We start from the raw sequence: 15,480 nt of genomic DNA, 5'->3' as shown, positions 1-15,480 counted from the left end.
CACTTCGCGGTAAACTACCCTTCAGTTTAACTACCTGTCAGGACGCGCTATGCATTGCCCTTTCTGTTTCGCCGTGGATACCAAAGTGATCGACTCTCGTCTGGTGGGGGAAGGCTCTTCTGTGCGTCGCCGTCGGCAGTGTCTGGTCTGTAACGAACGCTTTACTACCTTCGAAGTGGCGGAGCTGGTGATGCCCCGGGTGGTGAAGAGTAACGATGTGCGCGAACCCTTCAACGAAGACAAACTGCGTAGCGGGATGCTGAAAGCGCTGGAGAAACGCCCGGTTAGCGCCGATGACGTGGAAATGGCGGTCAACCATATCAAAACCCATCTGCGTGGCACCGGTGAGCGCGAGGTGGCCAGCAAAATGATTGGCAATCTGGTGATGGAGCAGCTGAAGAAGCTCGATAAAGTCGCCTATATTCGCTTCGCTTCCGTCTATCGCAGCTTCGAAGACATCAAAGAATTCGGCGAAGAGATCGCCCGTTTACAGGACTAAGCCATGCAGGACGAAATGTACATGGCGCGTGCGCTTAAGCTTGCCGCGCGCGGTCGCTTTACCACCCATCCTAACCCTAACGTCGGCTGCGTCATTGTGAAAGACGGCGAGATCGTCGGCGAGGGCTTTCACTATCGCGCCGGCGAGCCGCACGCCGAAGTGCACGCGCTCCGAATGGCCGGCGAAAAGGCGCAGGGCGCCACCGCCTACGTCACCCTTGAGCCCTGCAGCCACCATGGCCGTACGCCGCCATGCTGCGATGCGCTGATTGCCGCCGGCGTCAGCCGCGTGGTGGCGGCGATGCAAGACCCAAACCCGCAGGTGGCGGGGCGCGGTCTGTATCGTTTGCAGCAGGCCGGTATTGACGTCAGCCACGGGCTGATGATGAACGAAGCGGAAGCGCTGAATAAGGGCTTCCTAAAGCGGATGCGCACCGGTTTTCCCTGGGTGCAGCTGAAGCTGGGGGCCTCGCTGGACGGCCGCACGGCGATGGCCAGCGGTGAAAGCCAGTGGATCACCTCCCCGCAGGCACGACGCGACGTGCAGCGTCTGCGCGCCCAGAGTCATGCGATCCTCACCAGCAGCGCCACCGTGCTGGCGGACGATCCGGCGCTGACCGTGCGCTGGCAGGAGCTGAGCGCCGATACCCAGGCGCTTTATCCCGAAGAGAATTTGCGCCAGCCGCTGCGCGTCGTCATCGACAGTCAGAACCGCGTCACGCCTGAGCACCGTATTGTGCAGCAGGCAGGAGAAACGCTGTTTGCCCGCCTGCGCGCAGATGAGCGCCAGTGGCCGGAAAGCGTTCGTACGCTGCTGGTGCCGGAACATAACGGCCATCTCGATCTGGTGCTGCTGATGATGCTGCTCGGCAAACAGCAGGTGAACAGCGTCTGGGTGGAGGCGGGAGCGACGCTCGCCGGGGCGCTGCTGCAGGCTGGCCTTGTCGACGAGCTTATCGTCTATATTGCGCCTAAACTGTTAGGCAATGCGGCGCGTGGATTATGTGCGCTGCCGGGGCTTGAAGAACTGAGCCAGGCCCCCCATTTCAAATTCAATGAGATACGTCAGGTTGGCCCGGATGTCTGCCTGCATTTAACCACTGCGTGAGGCTTTCCTGATTATTAGGAAGCAGCGCTCAGAATAATATGATAAAATCCGCCCCCCTTGCGGGGCACATGAACCCGAAGGAAGAGTATGAACATTATTGAAGCTAACGTTGCTACCCCGGACGCTCGCGTCGCCATCACCATTGCGCGTTTCAACAACTTTATCAATGACAGCCTGCTGGAAGGTGCGATTGACGCCCTGAAACGCATTGGTCAGGTAAAAGATGAAAACATCACCGTTGTTTGGGTTCCAGGCGCGTATGAGCTGCCGCTGGCGGCTGGCGCACTGGCGAAAACCGGTAAATATGACGCGGTGATCGCGCTGGGTACGGTGATTCGCGGCGGTACTGCCCACTTCGAATATGTGGCTGGCGGTGCCAGCAATGGCCTGGCGCATGTCGCTCAGGAGAGCGAAATCCCGGTAGCCTTTGGTGTTCTGACCACTGAAAGTATTGAACAAGCCATCGAGCGCGCTGGCACCAAAGCCGGTAACAAAGGCGCAGAAGCTGCGCTGACCGCGCTGGAAATGATTAACGTATTGAAAGCCATCAAGGCCTGATTTTTGTAAGGGGAATTCCGTGAAACCTGCTGCTCGTCGCCGCGCCCGTGAGTGTGCCGTCCAGGCGCTCTACTCCTGGCAGTTGTCCCACAACGACATCGCTGATGTCGAATACCAGTTCCTGGCGGAACAGGACGTAAAAGATGTTGATGTTCTGTATTTCCGTGAACTGCTGTCCGGAGTGGCGACTAACAGCGCGTACCTCGACGGCCTGATGAAGCCCTACCTGTCCCGTCAGCTGGAAGAGCTGGGCCAGGTGGAAAAAGCGGTGCTGCGTATCGCGCTGTTTGAGCTGTCCAAACGTGATGACGTACCGTATAAAGTGGCCATCAATGAAGCTATCGAACTGGCGAAAACCTTCGGCGCTGAAGATAGCCATAAGTTCGTCAACGGCGTGCTGGACAAAGCGGCTCCGGTAATTCGTCCCCGCAAAAAGTAAACGCCAGGCCGGGCTTTGCAGGATCTCATCCAGCGAACCCGGCCTTATTTTTTTCTTTGCTGAGGCATAACGTATGGCATGCGGCGAATTTTCCCTGATTGCCCGTTATTTTGATCGCGTTAAAAGCGCCCGCCTTGATGTTGAAACCGGCATCGGCGATGACTGCGCGCTCCTGAATATCCCCGAGAAAAAAACGCTGGCAATCAGCACCGACACCCTGGTGGCGGGCAATCACTTTTTACCCGATATCGACCCTGCCGACCTCGCTTATAAAGCGCTGGCGGTGAACCTGAGCGACCTCGCGGCGATGGGCGCGGAACCGGCGTGGCTCACGCTGGCGCTGACCTTGCCGGAGGTGGATGAAACCTGGCTGGAAGCCTTCAGCGACAGCCTGTTTGTCCAGCTGGACTATTACGATATGCAGCTGATTGGCGGTGACACCACCCGTGGCCCGCTCTCCATGACGCTGGGTATCCACGGTTTTGTGCCGCCGGGACGCGCCATGAAACGCGCTGGCGCGAAGCCAGGGGACTGGATCTATGTCACCGGCACTCCGGGAGACAGCGCCGCCGGCCTGGCCGTGTTGCAGAACCGGCTGACGGTGGATGAACCGTCTGACGCCGACTACCTGCTGGCCCGTCATCTGCGGCCGATGCCGCGCGTGCTGCAGGGCCAGGCGCTGCGTGACCTGGCGACATCGGCTATCGATCTTTCCGACGGCCTGATTTCCGATCTGGCCCATGTTCTTAAAGCCAGCGGCTGCGGCGCGCGTATCGATCTCGATGCCATGCCGTATTCCGACGCGATGCTGCGCCAGGTGGAGCCCGAGCAGGCGCTGCGCTGGGCGCTCGCCGGCGGGGAAGATTACGAACTGTGCTTTACCGTACCGGAGCTGAACCGCGGGGCGCTGGACGTGGCGCTCGGCCATCTTGGCGCGCGTTTTACCTGTATCGGACAGATTGCGCCGGAGAGCGAAGGGCTGCAATTTATCCGCGACGGTAAGCCGGTCGCGCTTGATTTAAAGGGATACGATCACTTTGCGTAGTCGAGACGAGGCGCTACGCCGCCTGAGCATGCGTAACCCGTGGCATCTGCTGGCGACTGGCTTTGGCAGCGGCTTAAGCCCGGTGGTCCCGGGAACGATGGGGTCGCTGGCGGCGATCCCGTTCTGGTATCTGATGACCTTTCTCCCCTGGCAGCTCTACTCGCTGGTGGTGATGATGAGCATCTGTATTGGGGTTTATCTGTGCCATCGCACGGCCAAAGATATGGGCACTCATGACCACGGCAGTATTGTCTGGGATGAGTTTGTCGGGATGTGGATCACCCTGATGGCGCTGCCGACGCTGGACTGGCAGTGGGTGGCCGCCGGCTTCGTGATTTTCCGTATCTTCGATATGTGGAAGCCGTGGCCGATTCGCTGGTTTGACCGCAATATTCACGGCGGAATGGGGATTATGGTCGACGATATCGTCGCCGGCGTGATCTCGGCCGGCGTGCTGTATGTCCTTGGCCATCACTGGCCCATCGGTCTGCTTTAATCGTCTCTCCCCGGTAGCATCCTGCTGCCGGGGAAACCACACCTGTTACTTAAATCCCACCACCGGATGCGGCTGATACGGCGCCTCCAGCTTGTCGATCTGTTCCGGAGAAAGCGTCAAATCCACCGCCTGCAGCAGGTCGTCGAGCTGTTCCTGACGCGATGGACCGATAATCGGCGCGGCAACGCCGGGTTTGCTTAACAGCCAGGCGAGGGCGACCTGGGCGCGGCTGGCGTCGAGTTCTTCCGCCACGTCCGCGAGATTCCCGGCGATCTGCGCGTCGTTTTCTTCACTGGCGCTGTAAAGCGTTTTGCCGAACTCATCCGAAACCAGCCGGGCGGTGGTCTCTCCCCAGGGGCGGGTCAGTCTGCCGCGCGCCAGCGGGCTCCACGGGATCACCGCCACGCCGTTGTGCTGACACAGCGGCAGCATCTCATTCTCTTCTTCCCGGTAAATCAGATTGTAGTGATCCTGCATGGTGACGAAGCGCGCCCAGCCGTTCTGCTGCTGGAGCGCCAGCGCCTGGGCAAACTGTCGGGCATGCATGGACGAGGCGCCGATATAGCGCGCTTTGCCGGCCTTCACCACCTCGTCCAGCGCTTCGAGGGTCTCTTCAATCGGGGTGGTATAGTCCCAGCGGTGGATCTGCAGCAGGTCGACATAGTCCATCCCGAGACGGCGCAGGCTGTCGTCGATGGAGCGCAGGATCTGCGCCCGGGAAAGCCCTTCCGCCAGATCGCCGACCTGGTGATACACCTTGGTGGCGACAACCACCTCGTCGCGGCGGGCAAAGTCGCGCAGGGCGCGGCCGACGATCTCTTCACTGCTGCCGTCAGAGTAGCTGTTTGCGGTATCGAAGAAGTTGATGCCGCCTTCAATGGCGTGCTGGATAAGCGGGCGGCTGCTCTCTTCCGGAAGCGTCCAGGCGTGTCTGCCGCGGTCCGGCTCGCCGAAGGTCATACAGCCGAGGCAGAGTCGGGAAACACGTAAGGCAGTATCACCGAGGGGGACATAGTGCATAGTGCGCTCCTGCTATTCATCAAGGGTATCCCTTAAGCATAGCAGGAGCAGGGGGGCAATTATGCCAGCCAGTCGCGGATTTTGGCTTCAATACCGGCGGCATCGAGGCCAAGGTCGGCGCGGATCTCTTCCTGAGTGCCCTGAGGAATAAAGCAATCCGGCAGGCCAATATTGAGCACCGGTACCACCCGGCGATGGGCCATCAACACTTCGTTCACGCCGCTGCCGGCGCCGCCCATGATGGCGTTTTCCTCCAGCGTCACCAGCGCGTCGTGTTCGCCGGCCAACTGCAGGATCAGCGCCGTATCCAGCGGCTTCACAAAGCGCATATCCACGAGGGTAGCGTTGAGTTTATCCGCTACCGCCGCGGCTTCCGGCAGCAGGGTGCCGAAGTTGAGGATCGCCAGCTTCTCGCCCTGGCGTTTCACCACCCCTTTGCCGATCGGCAGCGATGCCAGCGGCTCCAGCGTCGCGCCGGTGCCACTGCCGCGCGGATAGCGCACGGCGCAGGGGCCGTCACTGTAGTGGTAGCCGGTGTACAGCATCTGGCGACATTCATTTTCATCGCTCGGGGTCATCACCACCATATCCGGAATACAGCGCAGGAAGGAGAGATCGAACGCCCCCTGATGCGTCTGGCCGTCTGCGCCGACAATCCCGGCGCGGTCGATAGCAAACAGCACCGGCAGTTTCTGGATAGCCACATCGTGGATCACCTGATCGTAGGCTCGCTGCAGGAAGGTGGAGTAGATCGCCACTACCGGCTTGTAGTCGCCAATCGCCAGCCCCGCGGCGAAGGTGACCGCATGCTGCTCGGCGATGGCGACGTCAAAGTACTGATCGGGGAATTTCTTCGAAAATTCCACCATGCCTGAACCTTCGCGCATCGCCGGGGTGATCGCCATCAGCTTGCTGTCTTTGGCCGCCGTCTCGCACAGCCAGTCGCCGAAGATTTTCGAGTAGGAAGGGAGACCGCCGCTGCTTTTGGGCAGTACGCCGCTGGTATGGTCGAATTTTGGCACCGCATGGAAGGTGATCGGGTCTTTCTCGGCGGGCTCATAGCCGCGGCCCTTTTTGGTCATAATATGCAGGAACTGCGGGCCTTTCAGGTCGCGCATGTTCTTCAGCGTGCTGACCAGACCGAGCACATCGTGGCCATCGACCGGCCCGATGTAGTTAAAGCCCAGCTCTTCAAACAGCGTCCCCGGTACCACCATCCCTTTGATATGTTCTTCGGTTCGTTTAAGCAGCTCTTTAATCGGCGGCACCCCGGAGAAGACCTTTTTGCCCCCTTCGCGCAGGGTGGAGTAGAGCTTACCGGAGAGCAACTGCGCCAGATGATTGTTCAGCGCGCCGACGTTCTCGGAAATCGACATTTCATTGTCATTCAGCACGACCAGCAGGTCGGGTTTGATATCCCCGGCGTGGTTCATCGCTTCAAACGCCATGCCGGCGGTGATCGCCCCGTCGCCAATCACGCACACTGCGCGCCGCTGCTTATCCTCTTTCGCGGCGGCGATAGCCACCCCGATACCGGCGGAAATGGAGGTGGAGGAGTGGCCGACGCTCAGCACGTCATACTCGCTTTCACCGCGCCACGGGAAGGGATGCAGGCCGCCTTTCTGGCGAATGGTGCCGATTTTGTCCCGGCGGCCGGTCAGAATTTTATGCGGGTAGGCCTGGTGGCCGACGTCCCAGATCAGGCGATCGAACGGCGTGTTATACACGTAGTGCAGCGCCACGGTCAGTTCCACCGTGCCGAGGCCAGAGGCAAAGTGACCGCTGGAGCGGCTGACGCTGTCCAGCAGATAGCGCCGCAGCTCATCACACAGCTTCGGCAGGCTCTCTTTTGGCAACAGGCGCAACTCCTGGGTGGAATCTACCAGCGCCAGGGTCGGGTATTTGGCAATATCAAAACTCATCAGAGACTCATTTATTGTTTATTTATCGCGCTGAATAATGTAATTCGCGAGCGCTTCCAGTGCCGAAGTATCCAGAGATTGTGCGGCCAGCTCATCTAACGACCGGCGGGCATCAGCGATCAGGTCGTGCGCTTTCTTCCGGGCTTGCTCAAGACCCAGGAGGGCGGGATAGGTGCTTTTACCCAATTGCTGGTCGGCACCCTGACGTTTGCCAAGGGTCGCAGTATCCCCTACCACGTCGAGAATGTCATCCTGGACCTGGAAGGCCAGGCCGATATTTTCCGCATAGCGATCCAGCGCGGGCAGGGCGGCGCGGCCGCGTTCGCCGGCACTCAGCGCCCCCATCCGGACGGCGGCGCGGATCAACGCCCCCGTTTTGTGGCGATGGATACGCTCCAGCGCCTGCAGATCCACCTGCTGTCCTTCCGCCTGCAGATCCAGCGCTTGGCCGCCGCACATACCCGCCACGCCGCTGGCCTGCGCCAGTTCGGAGACCATCGCCAGCCGGTCCCGGTCAGAGACGTCGACCATCGGCGCATCACTGAGTATAGAGAACGCCAGCGTTTGCAGGGCATCTCCCGCGAGAATTGCGTTGGCTTCGCCAAATTTAATATGACAGGTCGGCAGTCCGCGACGCAGATCGTCATCATCCATCGCCGGCAAATCATCATGCATCAGGGAATAAGCATGAATACATTCGACCGCAGCGGCGGGGGCATCGAGCGTGGTGCGGCTGACGCCGAACATCGCGCCGGTGGCATAGACAAGGAAGGGGCGCAGGCGTTTACCCCCTAAGAGTGCGCCATAATGCATCGCTTCCACCAGCGGAGTGTTCTGAAAGGGCTGCGGCGCGATAAAACGGCGCAATGCCCCATTAGCCTGTTCCACACAGGCCTGCAATTGTTGCGGGAAATCCATTTTATTCAGCGTCCGGCGTAAAAGGCGTGGTCGGGGAATCTTCACTATCCGCCAGCAGGATCTGCACGCGCTGTTCGGCTTTCTGCAACTGACTTTGCCCCTGGCGCGCCAGCTGTACGCCGCGTTCAAATTCGCTTAGCGCTTCCTCTAACGGCAAATCGCCGCTTTCCAGACGGTTAACGATCTGCTCCAGTTCGCCCAGAGCAGTTTCAAAGCTGGCCGGGGCCTCATTTTTCTTTGGCATAGTGAATGTAGACTCTTGTTATGTCGCGACGGCAATACCGGGTATGGTAACGAAGTCACGCGTGTAAGCAAATAACGCGCAATGGTGATATACTCCGCGCCCAGGATGCAGGCACCGGTGTGCGCTGCTTTACTACTTTTGCTTATAGCCCTGTCGGGCTTGCCAACGAACTATTGTCGCTATGAAGTTTATCATTAAATTGTTCCCGGAAATCACCATCAAAAGCCAATCTGTGCGGTTGCGCTTCATTAAAATCTTAACCGGGAACATTCGTAACGTTCTCAAAAACTATGACGAGACGCTGGCCGTCGTCCGTCATTGGGATCATATCGAAGTTCGCGCGAAAGATGAAAATCAGCGCCCGGCTATTCGCGATGCGTTGACCCGTATCCCCGGCATCCACCATATTCTGGAAGTCGAAGACGTACCGTTCACCTCGCTGCACGATATTTTTGAAAAGACGCTGCCGCTGTGGCGCGAGGCGTTGGAAGGCAAAACCTTCTGCGTGCGTGTGAAGCGTCGCGGTAAACATGAATTCACCTCAATTGAGGTGGAACGCTACGTCGGCGGCGGTCTGAATCAGCATATTGAAACGGCGCGCGTGAAGCTGACCGACCCGGACGTCACCGTCAATCTCGAGATTGAAAACGATCGCCTGCTGCTGGTGAAAGGCCGCTATGAAGGCATCGGCGGCTTCCCGATCGGCACCCAGGAAGATGTGCTGTCGCTGATTTCCGGCGGCTTTGACTCCGGCGTTTCCAGCTATATGCTGATGCGCCGCGGCTGCCGCGTGCACTACTGCTTCTTTAACCTTGGCGGCGCCGCCCATGAGATTGGCGTCCGCCAGGTCGCACATTACCTGTGGAACCGCTTCGGCAGCTCGCACCGCGTTCGCTTTGTGGCGATTAACTTTGAGCCCGTGGTCGGCGAAATCCTTGAAAAAGTGGACGACGGCCAGATGGGCGTCGTGCTCAAACGTATGATGGTCCGCGCCGCGTCAAAAGTCGCGGAACGCTACGGCGTGCAGGCGCTGGTCACCGGCGAAGCGCTCGGTCAGGTCTCCAGTCAGACCCTCACTAACCTGCGCCTGATCGACAATGTCTCCGATACTCTGATCCTGCGCCCGCTGATTTCACATGATAAAGAGCACATCATCGACCTGGCGCGTGAGATCGGTACGGAAGATTTCGCCCGCACCATGCCGGAATACTGCGGCGTGATCTCGAAGAGCCCGACCGTGAAGGCGGTGAAGGCGAAGATTGAAGCGGAAGAAGAACACTTCGATTTCAGCATCCTCGATAAAGTGGTGGAAGAGGCGAGCAATATCGACATTCGCGATATCGCCCAGCAGACGGAAGCCTCTGTGGTTGAAGTGGAAACCGTGACCGGCTTTGGCGCCAACGACGCGATCCTCGACATTCGCTCCATTGACGAGCAGGAAGACAAGCCGCTGAAGGTCGAGGGCGTTGAGGTCGTTTCGCTGCCGTTCTACAAGCTGAGCACCAAATTTGGCGATCTCGATCAGAGCAAAACCTGGCTGCTGTGGTGCGAGCGCGGGGTGATGAGCCGTCTGCAGGCGCTCTATCTGCGCGAGCAGGGCTTTAGCAACGTGAAAGTTTATCGCCCGTAACGGGTTGCCATCCATATTGAAAAAGGCCTTCCCCGATGGAAGGCCTTTTTGTCATCTCCGGGTCAGCGCATTAGCGCAGGGTCATCGCCAGGTCATTCAGCTGATCGATGACGATATTCCAGCCCTCAAAAAATCCCATCTGCTCATGCTGCTCGCGAGTTTCATCATCCGCATGCAGCACCGTGGCCGTATAGCGACATCCGTCTTTTTCGTCGGCAAAGGTGATGATGGTCGTCATGGCAAAAGGGGACACGGCAGGACGATAATCCGCCGTCAGCATCGAGGTCATGACGATTTTTTGTTGCGGGATGACCTCAAGAAAACAGCCAGGGTTATCGCTGCGTTCACCGTCAGGGCCGTGCATCACGGTGTGAAAAGCCCCGCCAGAGCGAAAATCAAAGGCCAGAACCTCAGTATACCAGGGCTTCGGGCACCACCAGGTTTTGAGTAATGCCGGGTCGGCCCACGCGCGCCACAGGGCAGAGGCTGGCGCGCTGAGCAGGCGGCTGATGACAAGATCGCGAGAATCGGTTGCGCTACGGGACATGCTACGACTCCTCAGGAAAAAGGGGAACCAGTCCGCGGCGCGGACCAGCTATCAGGCTTCGTAGTAATTATAGATGCCGGCGGCCATCACCAGCTGTGAGGCGACTTCATACGCTTTCTCGCGACCCACCAACAGGTCAATCATTTTCAGAGCGAAATCAATCGATGTCCCCGGCCCCTGGCTGGTTAACAGATTCACCCGTGGATCCCAGACCACCCGTTTATCCTGCCACTGGTCGGCGGGGATATGCTCCTTCAGCGCCGGAAAACCGGTCATGTTACCGATCGGGAATAGCTGATGGGGCACCAGCACAGTCGCCGGAGCGGCACAGATGGCGGCCACAATGCGGCCAGAGAGATGGAACTGTCGGACGGTTTCCACCAGCAACGGGCTGTCGCGGAAGCACTCTGCGCCCTTGATACCGCCCGGGAGGATGATGATATCGAAATCACCATCGGCCACCTCGACCAGCGGCGCATCCGCCAGCAGTTTGACGCCGCGCGAGCAGACGATGGTCAGGCCGCCGTCGCTGGCGACGCTGGCGGTGGTCACTTTCACTCCGCCGCGGACCAGCAGGTCGATGGTGGTGACCGCTTCGGTCTCTTCGCTACCAGGGGCGAGGCAAATCAGTGCCGACGCGCTCATATTCATTCTCCTTACGCTTGATCAGTTCAAATAAGCGGGCGTTTTCCGGTACGGCAACGCCGTGGGCGCGGGCGCGGTTGAGCAGAAAACCGGTGATGTAGTCGATCTCCGTGTGCCGCTGGGCGCGAATGTCCTGCAGCATGGATGAGATGTTTTCTGCTGTACTTTCAACGACCTGCCAGACATAAAATAGCAGGTTTTCCGCCGAGGTATGAATACCTTCGCGCTCCATCACCGCCGCCACTTCCTGACAAATGGCGGCAACCTCCTGCGGAGAGTGGCGCAGATCGCCGTTTTTACACCCTTTGAGGGCGGTCAGGGGATTAATGACGCAGTTCACCGCCAGCTTGCGCCAGGTGGCCGAGTAGATATGGTTGTGCCAGGCGACATCCGGCAGTACGCTTTGCAGGACTTCCGCGAGATAGCTGTAGTCCTCCTCGTAGCTTTTCGCCGGACCGATATGGGTGGTGCCCTGGGCGACGTGGATGATCACGTTCCCGTCGCGACGCGCTGCCTGGGTGGTGGAGGCCAGCAGCAAAGGCTGTTTCACGCCGCGCAGCTCCTCGACGGTGCCCATGCCGTTATGCACCAGCACAATTGGCGTGGTGACCGGCAGGATCCCGGCCAGGTGCTTCACTGCATTCGACACCTGCCAGGCCTTTAAGGTGACGATCAGCAGCTCGCTGCTGGCGAGAAAATCGGGGTCGTTGGCCGTCAGCGACTCGTTGAACACCGAGCCGTCGGTTTCAATGACATTGACGCTACAGAATGGCTGCGGTACGCGTAGCCAGCCCTGGACTTCATGTCCCTGTTTGCACAACGCGGTCAGCCATAGTTGTCCCAGTGCACCGCATCCCAGTACGGTTACTTTCATTGTTCCTCCTCATCTGCCGCTACCCCAGGCGCTGATGGCTAAAGTATATCTCGTCGCTTTTCGCATTGTCGGACGGAAAGGGGGATTCGGCGTCGTCGGGCAGCACGGGGAAATAGCGCGAGCGTTGCGTAATCAGCTAAGCTTCCGGGATAACAAGTTGAGTTATGCCGCGTTGCAGGTATTATGCAACGCAAAAGAAACGGAAGGAGAGGAAAAGATGCCATCTTTCGATATTGTCTCTGAAGTTGATCTTCAGGAAGCCCGTAACGCGGTGGACAACGCGAGCCGCGAAGTCGAATCGCGTTTTGATTTTCGTGGCGTTGAAGCCACTTTTGAATTAAACGACGCCAACAAAACCATAAAAGTACTGAGTGAGTCTGACTTCCAGGTGAACCAGCTGCTGGATATCCTGCGCGCCAAGCTGCTCAAGCGCGGCATTGAAGGCACCTCCCTCGACGTGCCGGAAGATATCGTGCACAGCGGTAAAACCTGGTTTGTTGAAGCGAAGCTGAAGCAGGGCATTGAAAGCGCAGTACAGAAGAAGCTCGTCAAACTGATCAAAGACAGCAAGCTGAAAGTGCAGGCGCAGATTCAGGGCGAAGAGATCCGCGTGACCGGTAAGTCCCGCGACGATCTGCAGTCGGTGATGGCGCTGGTGCGCGGTGGCGATCTGGGGCAGCCGTTCCAGTTCAAAAACTTCCGCGACTAACGCGGCGGACAGACAGCAAAAAGCGGGGATTTCCCCGCTTTTTTTATACCCCTTTGATGAGCTGCTCTATCTCGAAGCGGTTGGTGACCTTGCTGTCGATTTTGATATACACCGAGCGCTCCTCAGGCACCACCAGCGCCTGATGAACCCCGTTGGCGTTCAGCAGACGCGTCTGTAGCGCGCTGTCGACCACCACGCCGTCCGGCACCTCCACCCGCAGGCTGCTGACGTACGGCGGCTCGCTCATGGTACTGGCCACCAGCAGCCACAGCATTGCCAGCAGGGCGCCCAGCAAGAACACGGTTTGCGAATCAAAGAAACCATCGACCCAGCCGCCAAGCGCGCCGCCAATCGCCACGCCGAGGAACTGGCTGGTGGAGTAGACGCCCATTGCGGTGCCTTTATAGCCCGCCGGCGACTCCTTGCTAATTAACGATGGCAGCAGCGCTTCCAGCAGGTTAAAGGCCAGGAAGAAGAGCTGGACGCCCGCCACCAGTTCCCAGAAGTAGCCTCCAGCGCCCCAGAGGACAATTTCCGCAATCAGCAGGATGGCGACGCAGAGCAGGAAGACGCGCTTCATTTTGCGCTTCACTTCGGCATAGATGATAAACGGCACCACCGAGATGAACGAGATAACCATGGTGACCAGGTAAATCTTCCAGTGCTCGGCGGCCGGAAAGCCAGCAGCCTCCAGTTGGCCGGGCAGCGCGACAAAGGTCGACATCAGCATGATGTGCAGGCACATGATGCCAAAGTTGAGCTTCAGCAGGCGTGGTTCCACCAGTACTTTGCTAAAGCAGCCCTTCACCATCCCGGATTCGCGGTTGAGCACGTGGTTATGGCTGTTGGGCACCACCCACAGGGTGAGCAGGATGCCGATGGTCGCCAGAATGGCGATCATCCAGAACAGCGCGTGCAGACCCAGCTGGTGGGTGACAATCGGCCCCAGCACCATGGCGATGGCGAAGGTGACGCCAAAGCTGACGCCGATAAAGGCCATCGCTTTGGTGCGGTTCTGTTCGCGAGTGAGATCGGATAGCAAAGCCATGACCGCGGCGGCGATAGCGCCGGAGCCCTGCAGGGCGCGGCCAAGAATGATGCCCCAGATAGAGTCGGTGAGCGCGGCGATGACGCTGCCGAGTACAAAGATGAGCAGGCCGCCGACGATCAGCGGCTTACGGCCAATACGGTCAGATAACAGTCCGAAGGGGATTTGGAAAACCGCCTGCGCCAGGCCGTAGATACCGATCGCCAGGCCAATCAGCGCTTCACTGGCGCCCTGCAACGCCATGCCATACGTGGTCAGAACCGGCAGGACCATAAACATGCCAAGCATGCGCAGGGAGAATACCGTCCCCAAACCCCAGGTCGCGCGCAGTTCCCCTGGCGTCATTTTGTTATCGTTCATTACCACCTCAATATAAAAACTGCGCCTAGTGTAGCGGCGGGGGGTAAGAAGCGTAAATAAATGTTTGTTTAACAGATATTACGGGGCTGTTGCGCGATGAGACAAGTTGGTAAAAATCAATAAACCAGTGGAGGGGGACTCCACTGGCGAGGGGGAAAATTAAGGTAAAGTAAAGTCAACCCACTGGCTGCCAGCGTCAGCCGATTTGACGCACTGTTCGACCCAATAGACGCCGTGCAGCCCGGCTTCGACGTCCGGATACCAGAAGTCTTGCAGGAAGGCGCGATCGTCACGGTCCGTGGCGTCAATCGCCTGCGCATAGCGGCGATAGAGGTTGGCCCAGGCTTCGAACAGCCCTTCCGGATGGCCGCCGCCGATGCGGTCATCCGCCAGCGCGTTCGGCGACAGGTAGGGCATCCCGCGCTCCAGAATCCGCGCCGGCTCGCCCTGCACCTCATAACTGAGCTGGTTAGGATGCTCATCCCACCATTCGATACTCGCTTTTTCGCCGACGATACGCACTTTTTGCGAGTGCATGGCGCCGCTGTTGACGGCGCTGGTCCACATCGAGCCAACCGCGCCGTTGTCATATTCCATCAGGACAAAGGCGTTATCTTCCAGCGGCGCGCGGGAGGGGACAAAGCTCTGGCGGGAGCACATCAGCCGTTTGATATTAAGCTGCGGCGCCATGGTTTCGGCGACAAACAGCGGATGGGTGGCCAGATCGCCCAGCACATAGCTGGGCCCGGCAAACTTCGGCGTCACGCGCCAGCGGGTGGATTCTGCCTGCAGCTCGACGGCCTGGTTATGAAAGCCGTGAGCGAACTGCATATTAACGATGCGGATCTCGCCGAGCAGCCCATCGGCAATCATCTGCCGCGCCTGCTGGATCATCTGATAGCCAGCATAGCCGTAGGTGACGCCGACGATTTTGTTCTGTTTTTTGCTCAGGTCCACCAGCTCGCGTGCTTCTTCGGCGCTAAAGCAGAGGGGCTTTTCACAGATGACGTGGAGGCCCGCTTCCAGTGCCGCTTTGGTGATAGCGAAATGGGTATTGTTCGGGGTGGTGACCGAGACAACCTCGATCCCGTCAGGGCGCTGCGCCTCTTCACGAAACAGGGTCTGGTAGTCGGCGTAGCAGCGCTCCGGCGCGATGCCCAGTTGCTCACCGAACGCGCGCCCGCGTTCGGCATCGACGTCAAGCGCGCCGGCCAGCAGGGTATAAACATTGTCACGCAGCGCTGCACAGCGGTGGCTGTAGCCGATCTGACTGGTGCCCCCGCCGCCGACCATGCCCCAACGCAGGGAGCGGGATAAGGGTTTCAGGCCGTTTAACATGGTGCTCTCCTTTTTGAAATCATTCACACTCTGAGGCGCTCAATGCCGACGCCTGCGGCAACGCGCATCCGGATAGACTGA

The 15,480-nt window shown here is 58.9% G+C and carries 17 protein-coding genes; 8 read left to right on the top strand and 9 right to left on the bottom strand.

The features are described from left to right. Positions 1–49 precede the first annotated feature (49 nt). The 6 genes from nrdR to pgpA all read left to right on the top strand — a co-directional run bounded on the left by nrdR (position 50) and on the right by pgpA (position 4,144). Entirely contained in the window at positions 50–499 is a 450-nt protein-coding gene (gene nrdR, locus CWM58_RS16265) for a transcriptional regulator NrdR (protein WP_002890417.1), read from the top strand. Between the two features lie 3 nt (positions 500–502). Next, positions 503–1,606, top strand: coding sequence for a bifunctional diaminohydroxyphosphoribosylaminopyrimidine deaminase/5-amino-6-(5-phosphoribosylamino)uracil reductase RibD (gene ribD, locus CWM58_RS16260; RefSeq protein ID WP_016160372.1), 1,104 nt, complete (start codon positions 503–505; stop codon positions 1,604–1,606). Between the two features lie 87 nt (positions 1,607–1,693). Next, complete coding sequence (ribE, locus tag CWM58_RS16255) at positions 1,694–2,164, top strand: 6,7-dimethyl-8-ribityllumazine synthase (protein ID WP_046476205.1); 471 nt, start codon at positions 1,694–1,696, stop codon at positions 2,162–2,164. 19 nt (positions 2,165–2,183) lie between these two features. Beyond that, positions 2,184–2,603, top strand: coding sequence for a transcription antitermination factor NusB (nusB, locus tag CWM58_RS16250; protein WP_008805376.1), 420 nt, complete (start codon positions 2,184–2,186; stop codon positions 2,601–2,603). 73 nt (positions 2,604–2,676) lie between these two features. Beyond that, entirely contained in the window at positions 2,677–3,648 is a 972-nt protein-coding gene (gene thiL / locus CWM58_RS16245) for a thiamine-phosphate kinase (protein ID WP_100631427.1), read from the top strand. After that, a complete protein-coding gene (gene pgpA / locus CWM58_RS16240) occupies positions 3,641–4,144 on the top strand; it encodes a phosphatidylglycerophosphatase A (RefSeq protein WP_100681342.1) in 504 nt (167 codons plus the stop codon). Before thiL ends, pgpA begins: the two co-directional genes overlap by 8 nt. A 45-nt stretch (positions 4,145–4,189) precedes the next feature. Here pgpA and CWM58_RS16235 read toward each other — a convergent pair whose 3' ends face one another. The 4 genes from CWM58_RS16235 to xseB are packed head-to-tail and all read right to left on the bottom strand — an operon-like array spanning position 4,190 to position 8,248. After that, positions 4,190–5,164 carry an aldo/keto reductase gene (locus CWM58_RS16235; RefSeq protein WP_100681341.1) on the bottom strand — a complete coding sequence of 325 codons (975 nt, stop codon included), beginning with the start codon at positions 5,162–5,164 and terminating at the stop codon, positions 4,190–4,192. Between the two features lie 59 nt (positions 5,165–5,223). Continuing rightward, positions 5,224–7,086: a 1-deoxy-D-xylulose-5-phosphate synthase gene (gene dxs / locus CWM58_RS16230; RefSeq protein WP_061155574.1), complete on the bottom strand. Its 1,863-nt coding sequence runs from the start codon at positions 7,084–7,086 to the stop codon at positions 5,224–5,226. 18 nt (positions 7,087–7,104) lie between these two features. Further along, the gene (gene ispA / locus CWM58_RS16225) at positions 7,105–8,004 is read right to left on the bottom strand and encodes a (2E,6E)-farnesyl diphosphate synthase (protein ID WP_061155573.1); all 900 of its coding nucleotides are present in this window, start codon (positions 8,002–8,004) and stop codon (positions 7,105–7,107) included. A gap of 1 nt (position 8,005) precedes the next feature. Continuing rightward, the gene (xseB, locus tag CWM58_RS16220) at positions 8,006–8,248 is read right to left on the bottom strand and encodes an exodeoxyribonuclease VII small subunit (RefSeq protein WP_002891398.1); all 243 of its coding nucleotides are present in this window, start codon (positions 8,246–8,248) and stop codon (positions 8,006–8,008) included. A gap of 181 nt (positions 8,249–8,429) precedes the next feature. Between xseB and thiI the strand changes: the two genes are divergently transcribed. Beyond that, positions 8,430–9,878: a tRNA uracil 4-sulfurtransferase ThiI gene (gene thiI / locus CWM58_RS16215; protein ID WP_061155572.1), complete on the top strand. Its 1,449-nt coding sequence runs from the start codon at positions 8,430–8,432 to the stop codon at positions 9,876–9,878. A gap of 70 nt (positions 9,879–9,948) precedes the next feature. Here the strand turns inward: thiI and CWM58_RS16210 are convergent, their stop codons facing one another. From CWM58_RS16210 to panE, 3 genes are read right to left on the bottom strand one after another with little or no spacing between them, the layout of a single operon-like run. Beyond that, a complete protein-coding gene (locus CWM58_RS16210; RefSeq protein WP_100681340.1) occupies positions 9,949–10,425 on the bottom strand; it encodes an SRPBCC family protein in 477 nt (158 codons plus the stop codon). A 51-nt stretch (positions 10,426–10,476) separates the two neighbouring features. Then, positions 10,477–11,070: a protein deglycase YajL gene (yajL, locus tag CWM58_RS16205; protein WP_100681339.1), complete on the bottom strand. Its 594-nt coding sequence runs from the start codon at positions 11,068–11,070 to the stop codon at positions 10,477–10,479. Further along, the gene (gene panE, locus CWM58_RS16200; RefSeq protein ID WP_061155569.1) at positions 11,033–11,944 is read right to left on the bottom strand and encodes a 2-dehydropantoate 2-reductase; all 912 of its coding nucleotides are present in this window, start codon (positions 11,942–11,944) and stop codon (positions 11,033–11,035) included. The genes yajL and panE overlap by 38 nt, the downstream gene beginning before the upstream one ends. A gap of 217 nt (positions 11,945–12,161) precedes the next feature. On the opposite strand from panE, the gene CWM58_RS16195 reads away from it, so the two are divergent. Further along, positions 12,162–12,653 carry a YajQ family cyclic di-GMP-binding protein gene (locus CWM58_RS16195; protein ID WP_061155568.1) on the top strand — a complete coding sequence of 164 codons (492 nt, stop codon included), beginning with the start codon at positions 12,162–12,164 and terminating at the stop codon, positions 12,651–12,653. Positions 12,654–12,696: 43 nt separating this feature from the next. Here CWM58_RS16195 and CWM58_RS16190 read toward each other — a convergent pair whose 3' ends face one another. Further along, positions 12,697–14,061, bottom strand: a complete 1,365-nt coding sequence (locus CWM58_RS16190; protein WP_100681338.1) for an MFS transporter — start codon at positions 14,059–14,061, stop codon at positions 12,697–12,699. A 159-nt stretch (positions 14,062–14,220) separates the two neighbouring features. Continuing rightward, the gene (locus CWM58_RS16185) at positions 14,221–15,399 is read right to left on the bottom strand and encodes a Gfo/Idh/MocA family protein (RefSeq protein WP_008805388.1); all 1,179 of its coding nucleotides are present in this window, start codon (positions 15,397–15,399) and stop codon (positions 14,221–14,223) included. Between the last annotated feature and the right edge of the window lie 81 nt (positions 15,400–15,480).

The sequence above is a fragment of the Klebsiella sp. H-Nf2 genome (genome assembly GCF_002806645.1).
Lineage (GTDB): Bacteria > Pseudomonadota > Gammaproteobacteria > Enterobacterales > Enterobacteriaceae > Klebsiella > Klebsiella variicola.
Note: the sequence above shows the minus strand (reverse complement) of the source record. Positions and strands in the feature narration are given on the sequence as shown.

Coding starts and splice junctions, on each gene's coding strand:
- nrdR (WP_002890417.1), top strand. CDS start 50: ATGCATTGCCCTTTCTGTTTCGCCGTGGATACCAAAGTGATCGACTCT.
- ribD (WP_016160372.1), top strand. CDS start 503: ATGCAGGACGAAATGTACATGGCGCGTGCGCTTAAGCTTGCCGCGCGC.
- ribE (WP_046476205.1), top strand. CDS start 1,694: ATGAACATTATTGAAGCTAACGTTGCTACCCCGGACGCTCGCGTCGCC.
- thiL (WP_100631427.1), top strand. CDS start 2,677: ATGGCATGCGGCGAATTTTCCCTGATTGCCCGTTATTTTGATCGCGTT.
- CWM58_RS16235 (WP_100681341.1), bottom strand. CDS start 5,164: ATGCACTATGTCCCCCTCGGTGATACTGCCTTACGTGTTTCCCGACTC.
- dxs (WP_061155574.1), bottom strand. CDS start 7,086: ATGAGTTTTGATATTGCCAAATACCCGACCCTGGCGCTGGTAGATTCC.
- ispA (WP_061155573.1), bottom strand. CDS start 8,004: ATGGATTTCCCGCAACAATTGCAGGCCTGTGTGGAACAGGCTAATGGG.
- xseB (WP_002891398.1), bottom strand. CDS start 8,248: ATGCCAAAGAAAAATGAGGCCCCGGCCAGCTTTGAAACTGCTCTGGGC.
- thiI (WP_061155572.1), top strand. CDS start 8,430: ATGAAGTTTATCATTAAATTGTTCCCGGAAATCACCATCAAAAGCCAA.
- CWM58_RS16210 (WP_100681340.1), bottom strand. CDS start 10,425: ATGTCCCGTAGCGCAACCGATTCTCGCGATCTTGTCATCAGCCGCCTG.
- yajL (WP_100681339.1), bottom strand. CDS start 11,070: ATGAGCGCGTCGGCACTGATTTGCCTCGCCCCTGGTAGCGAAGAGACC.
- panE (WP_061155569.1), bottom strand. CDS start 11,944: ATGAAAGTAACCGTACTGGGATGCGGTGCACTGGGACAACTATGGCTG.
- CWM58_RS16195 (WP_061155568.1), top strand. CDS start 12,162: ATGCCATCTTTCGATATTGTCTCTGAAGTTGATCTTCAGGAAGCCCGT.
- CWM58_RS16190 (WP_100681338.1), bottom strand. CDS start 14,061: ATGAACGATAACAAAATGACGCCAGGGGAACTGCGCGCGACCTGGGGT.
- CWM58_RS16185 (WP_008805388.1), bottom strand. CDS start 15,399: ATGTTAAACGGCCTGAAACCCTTATCCCGCTCCCTGCGTTGGGGCATG.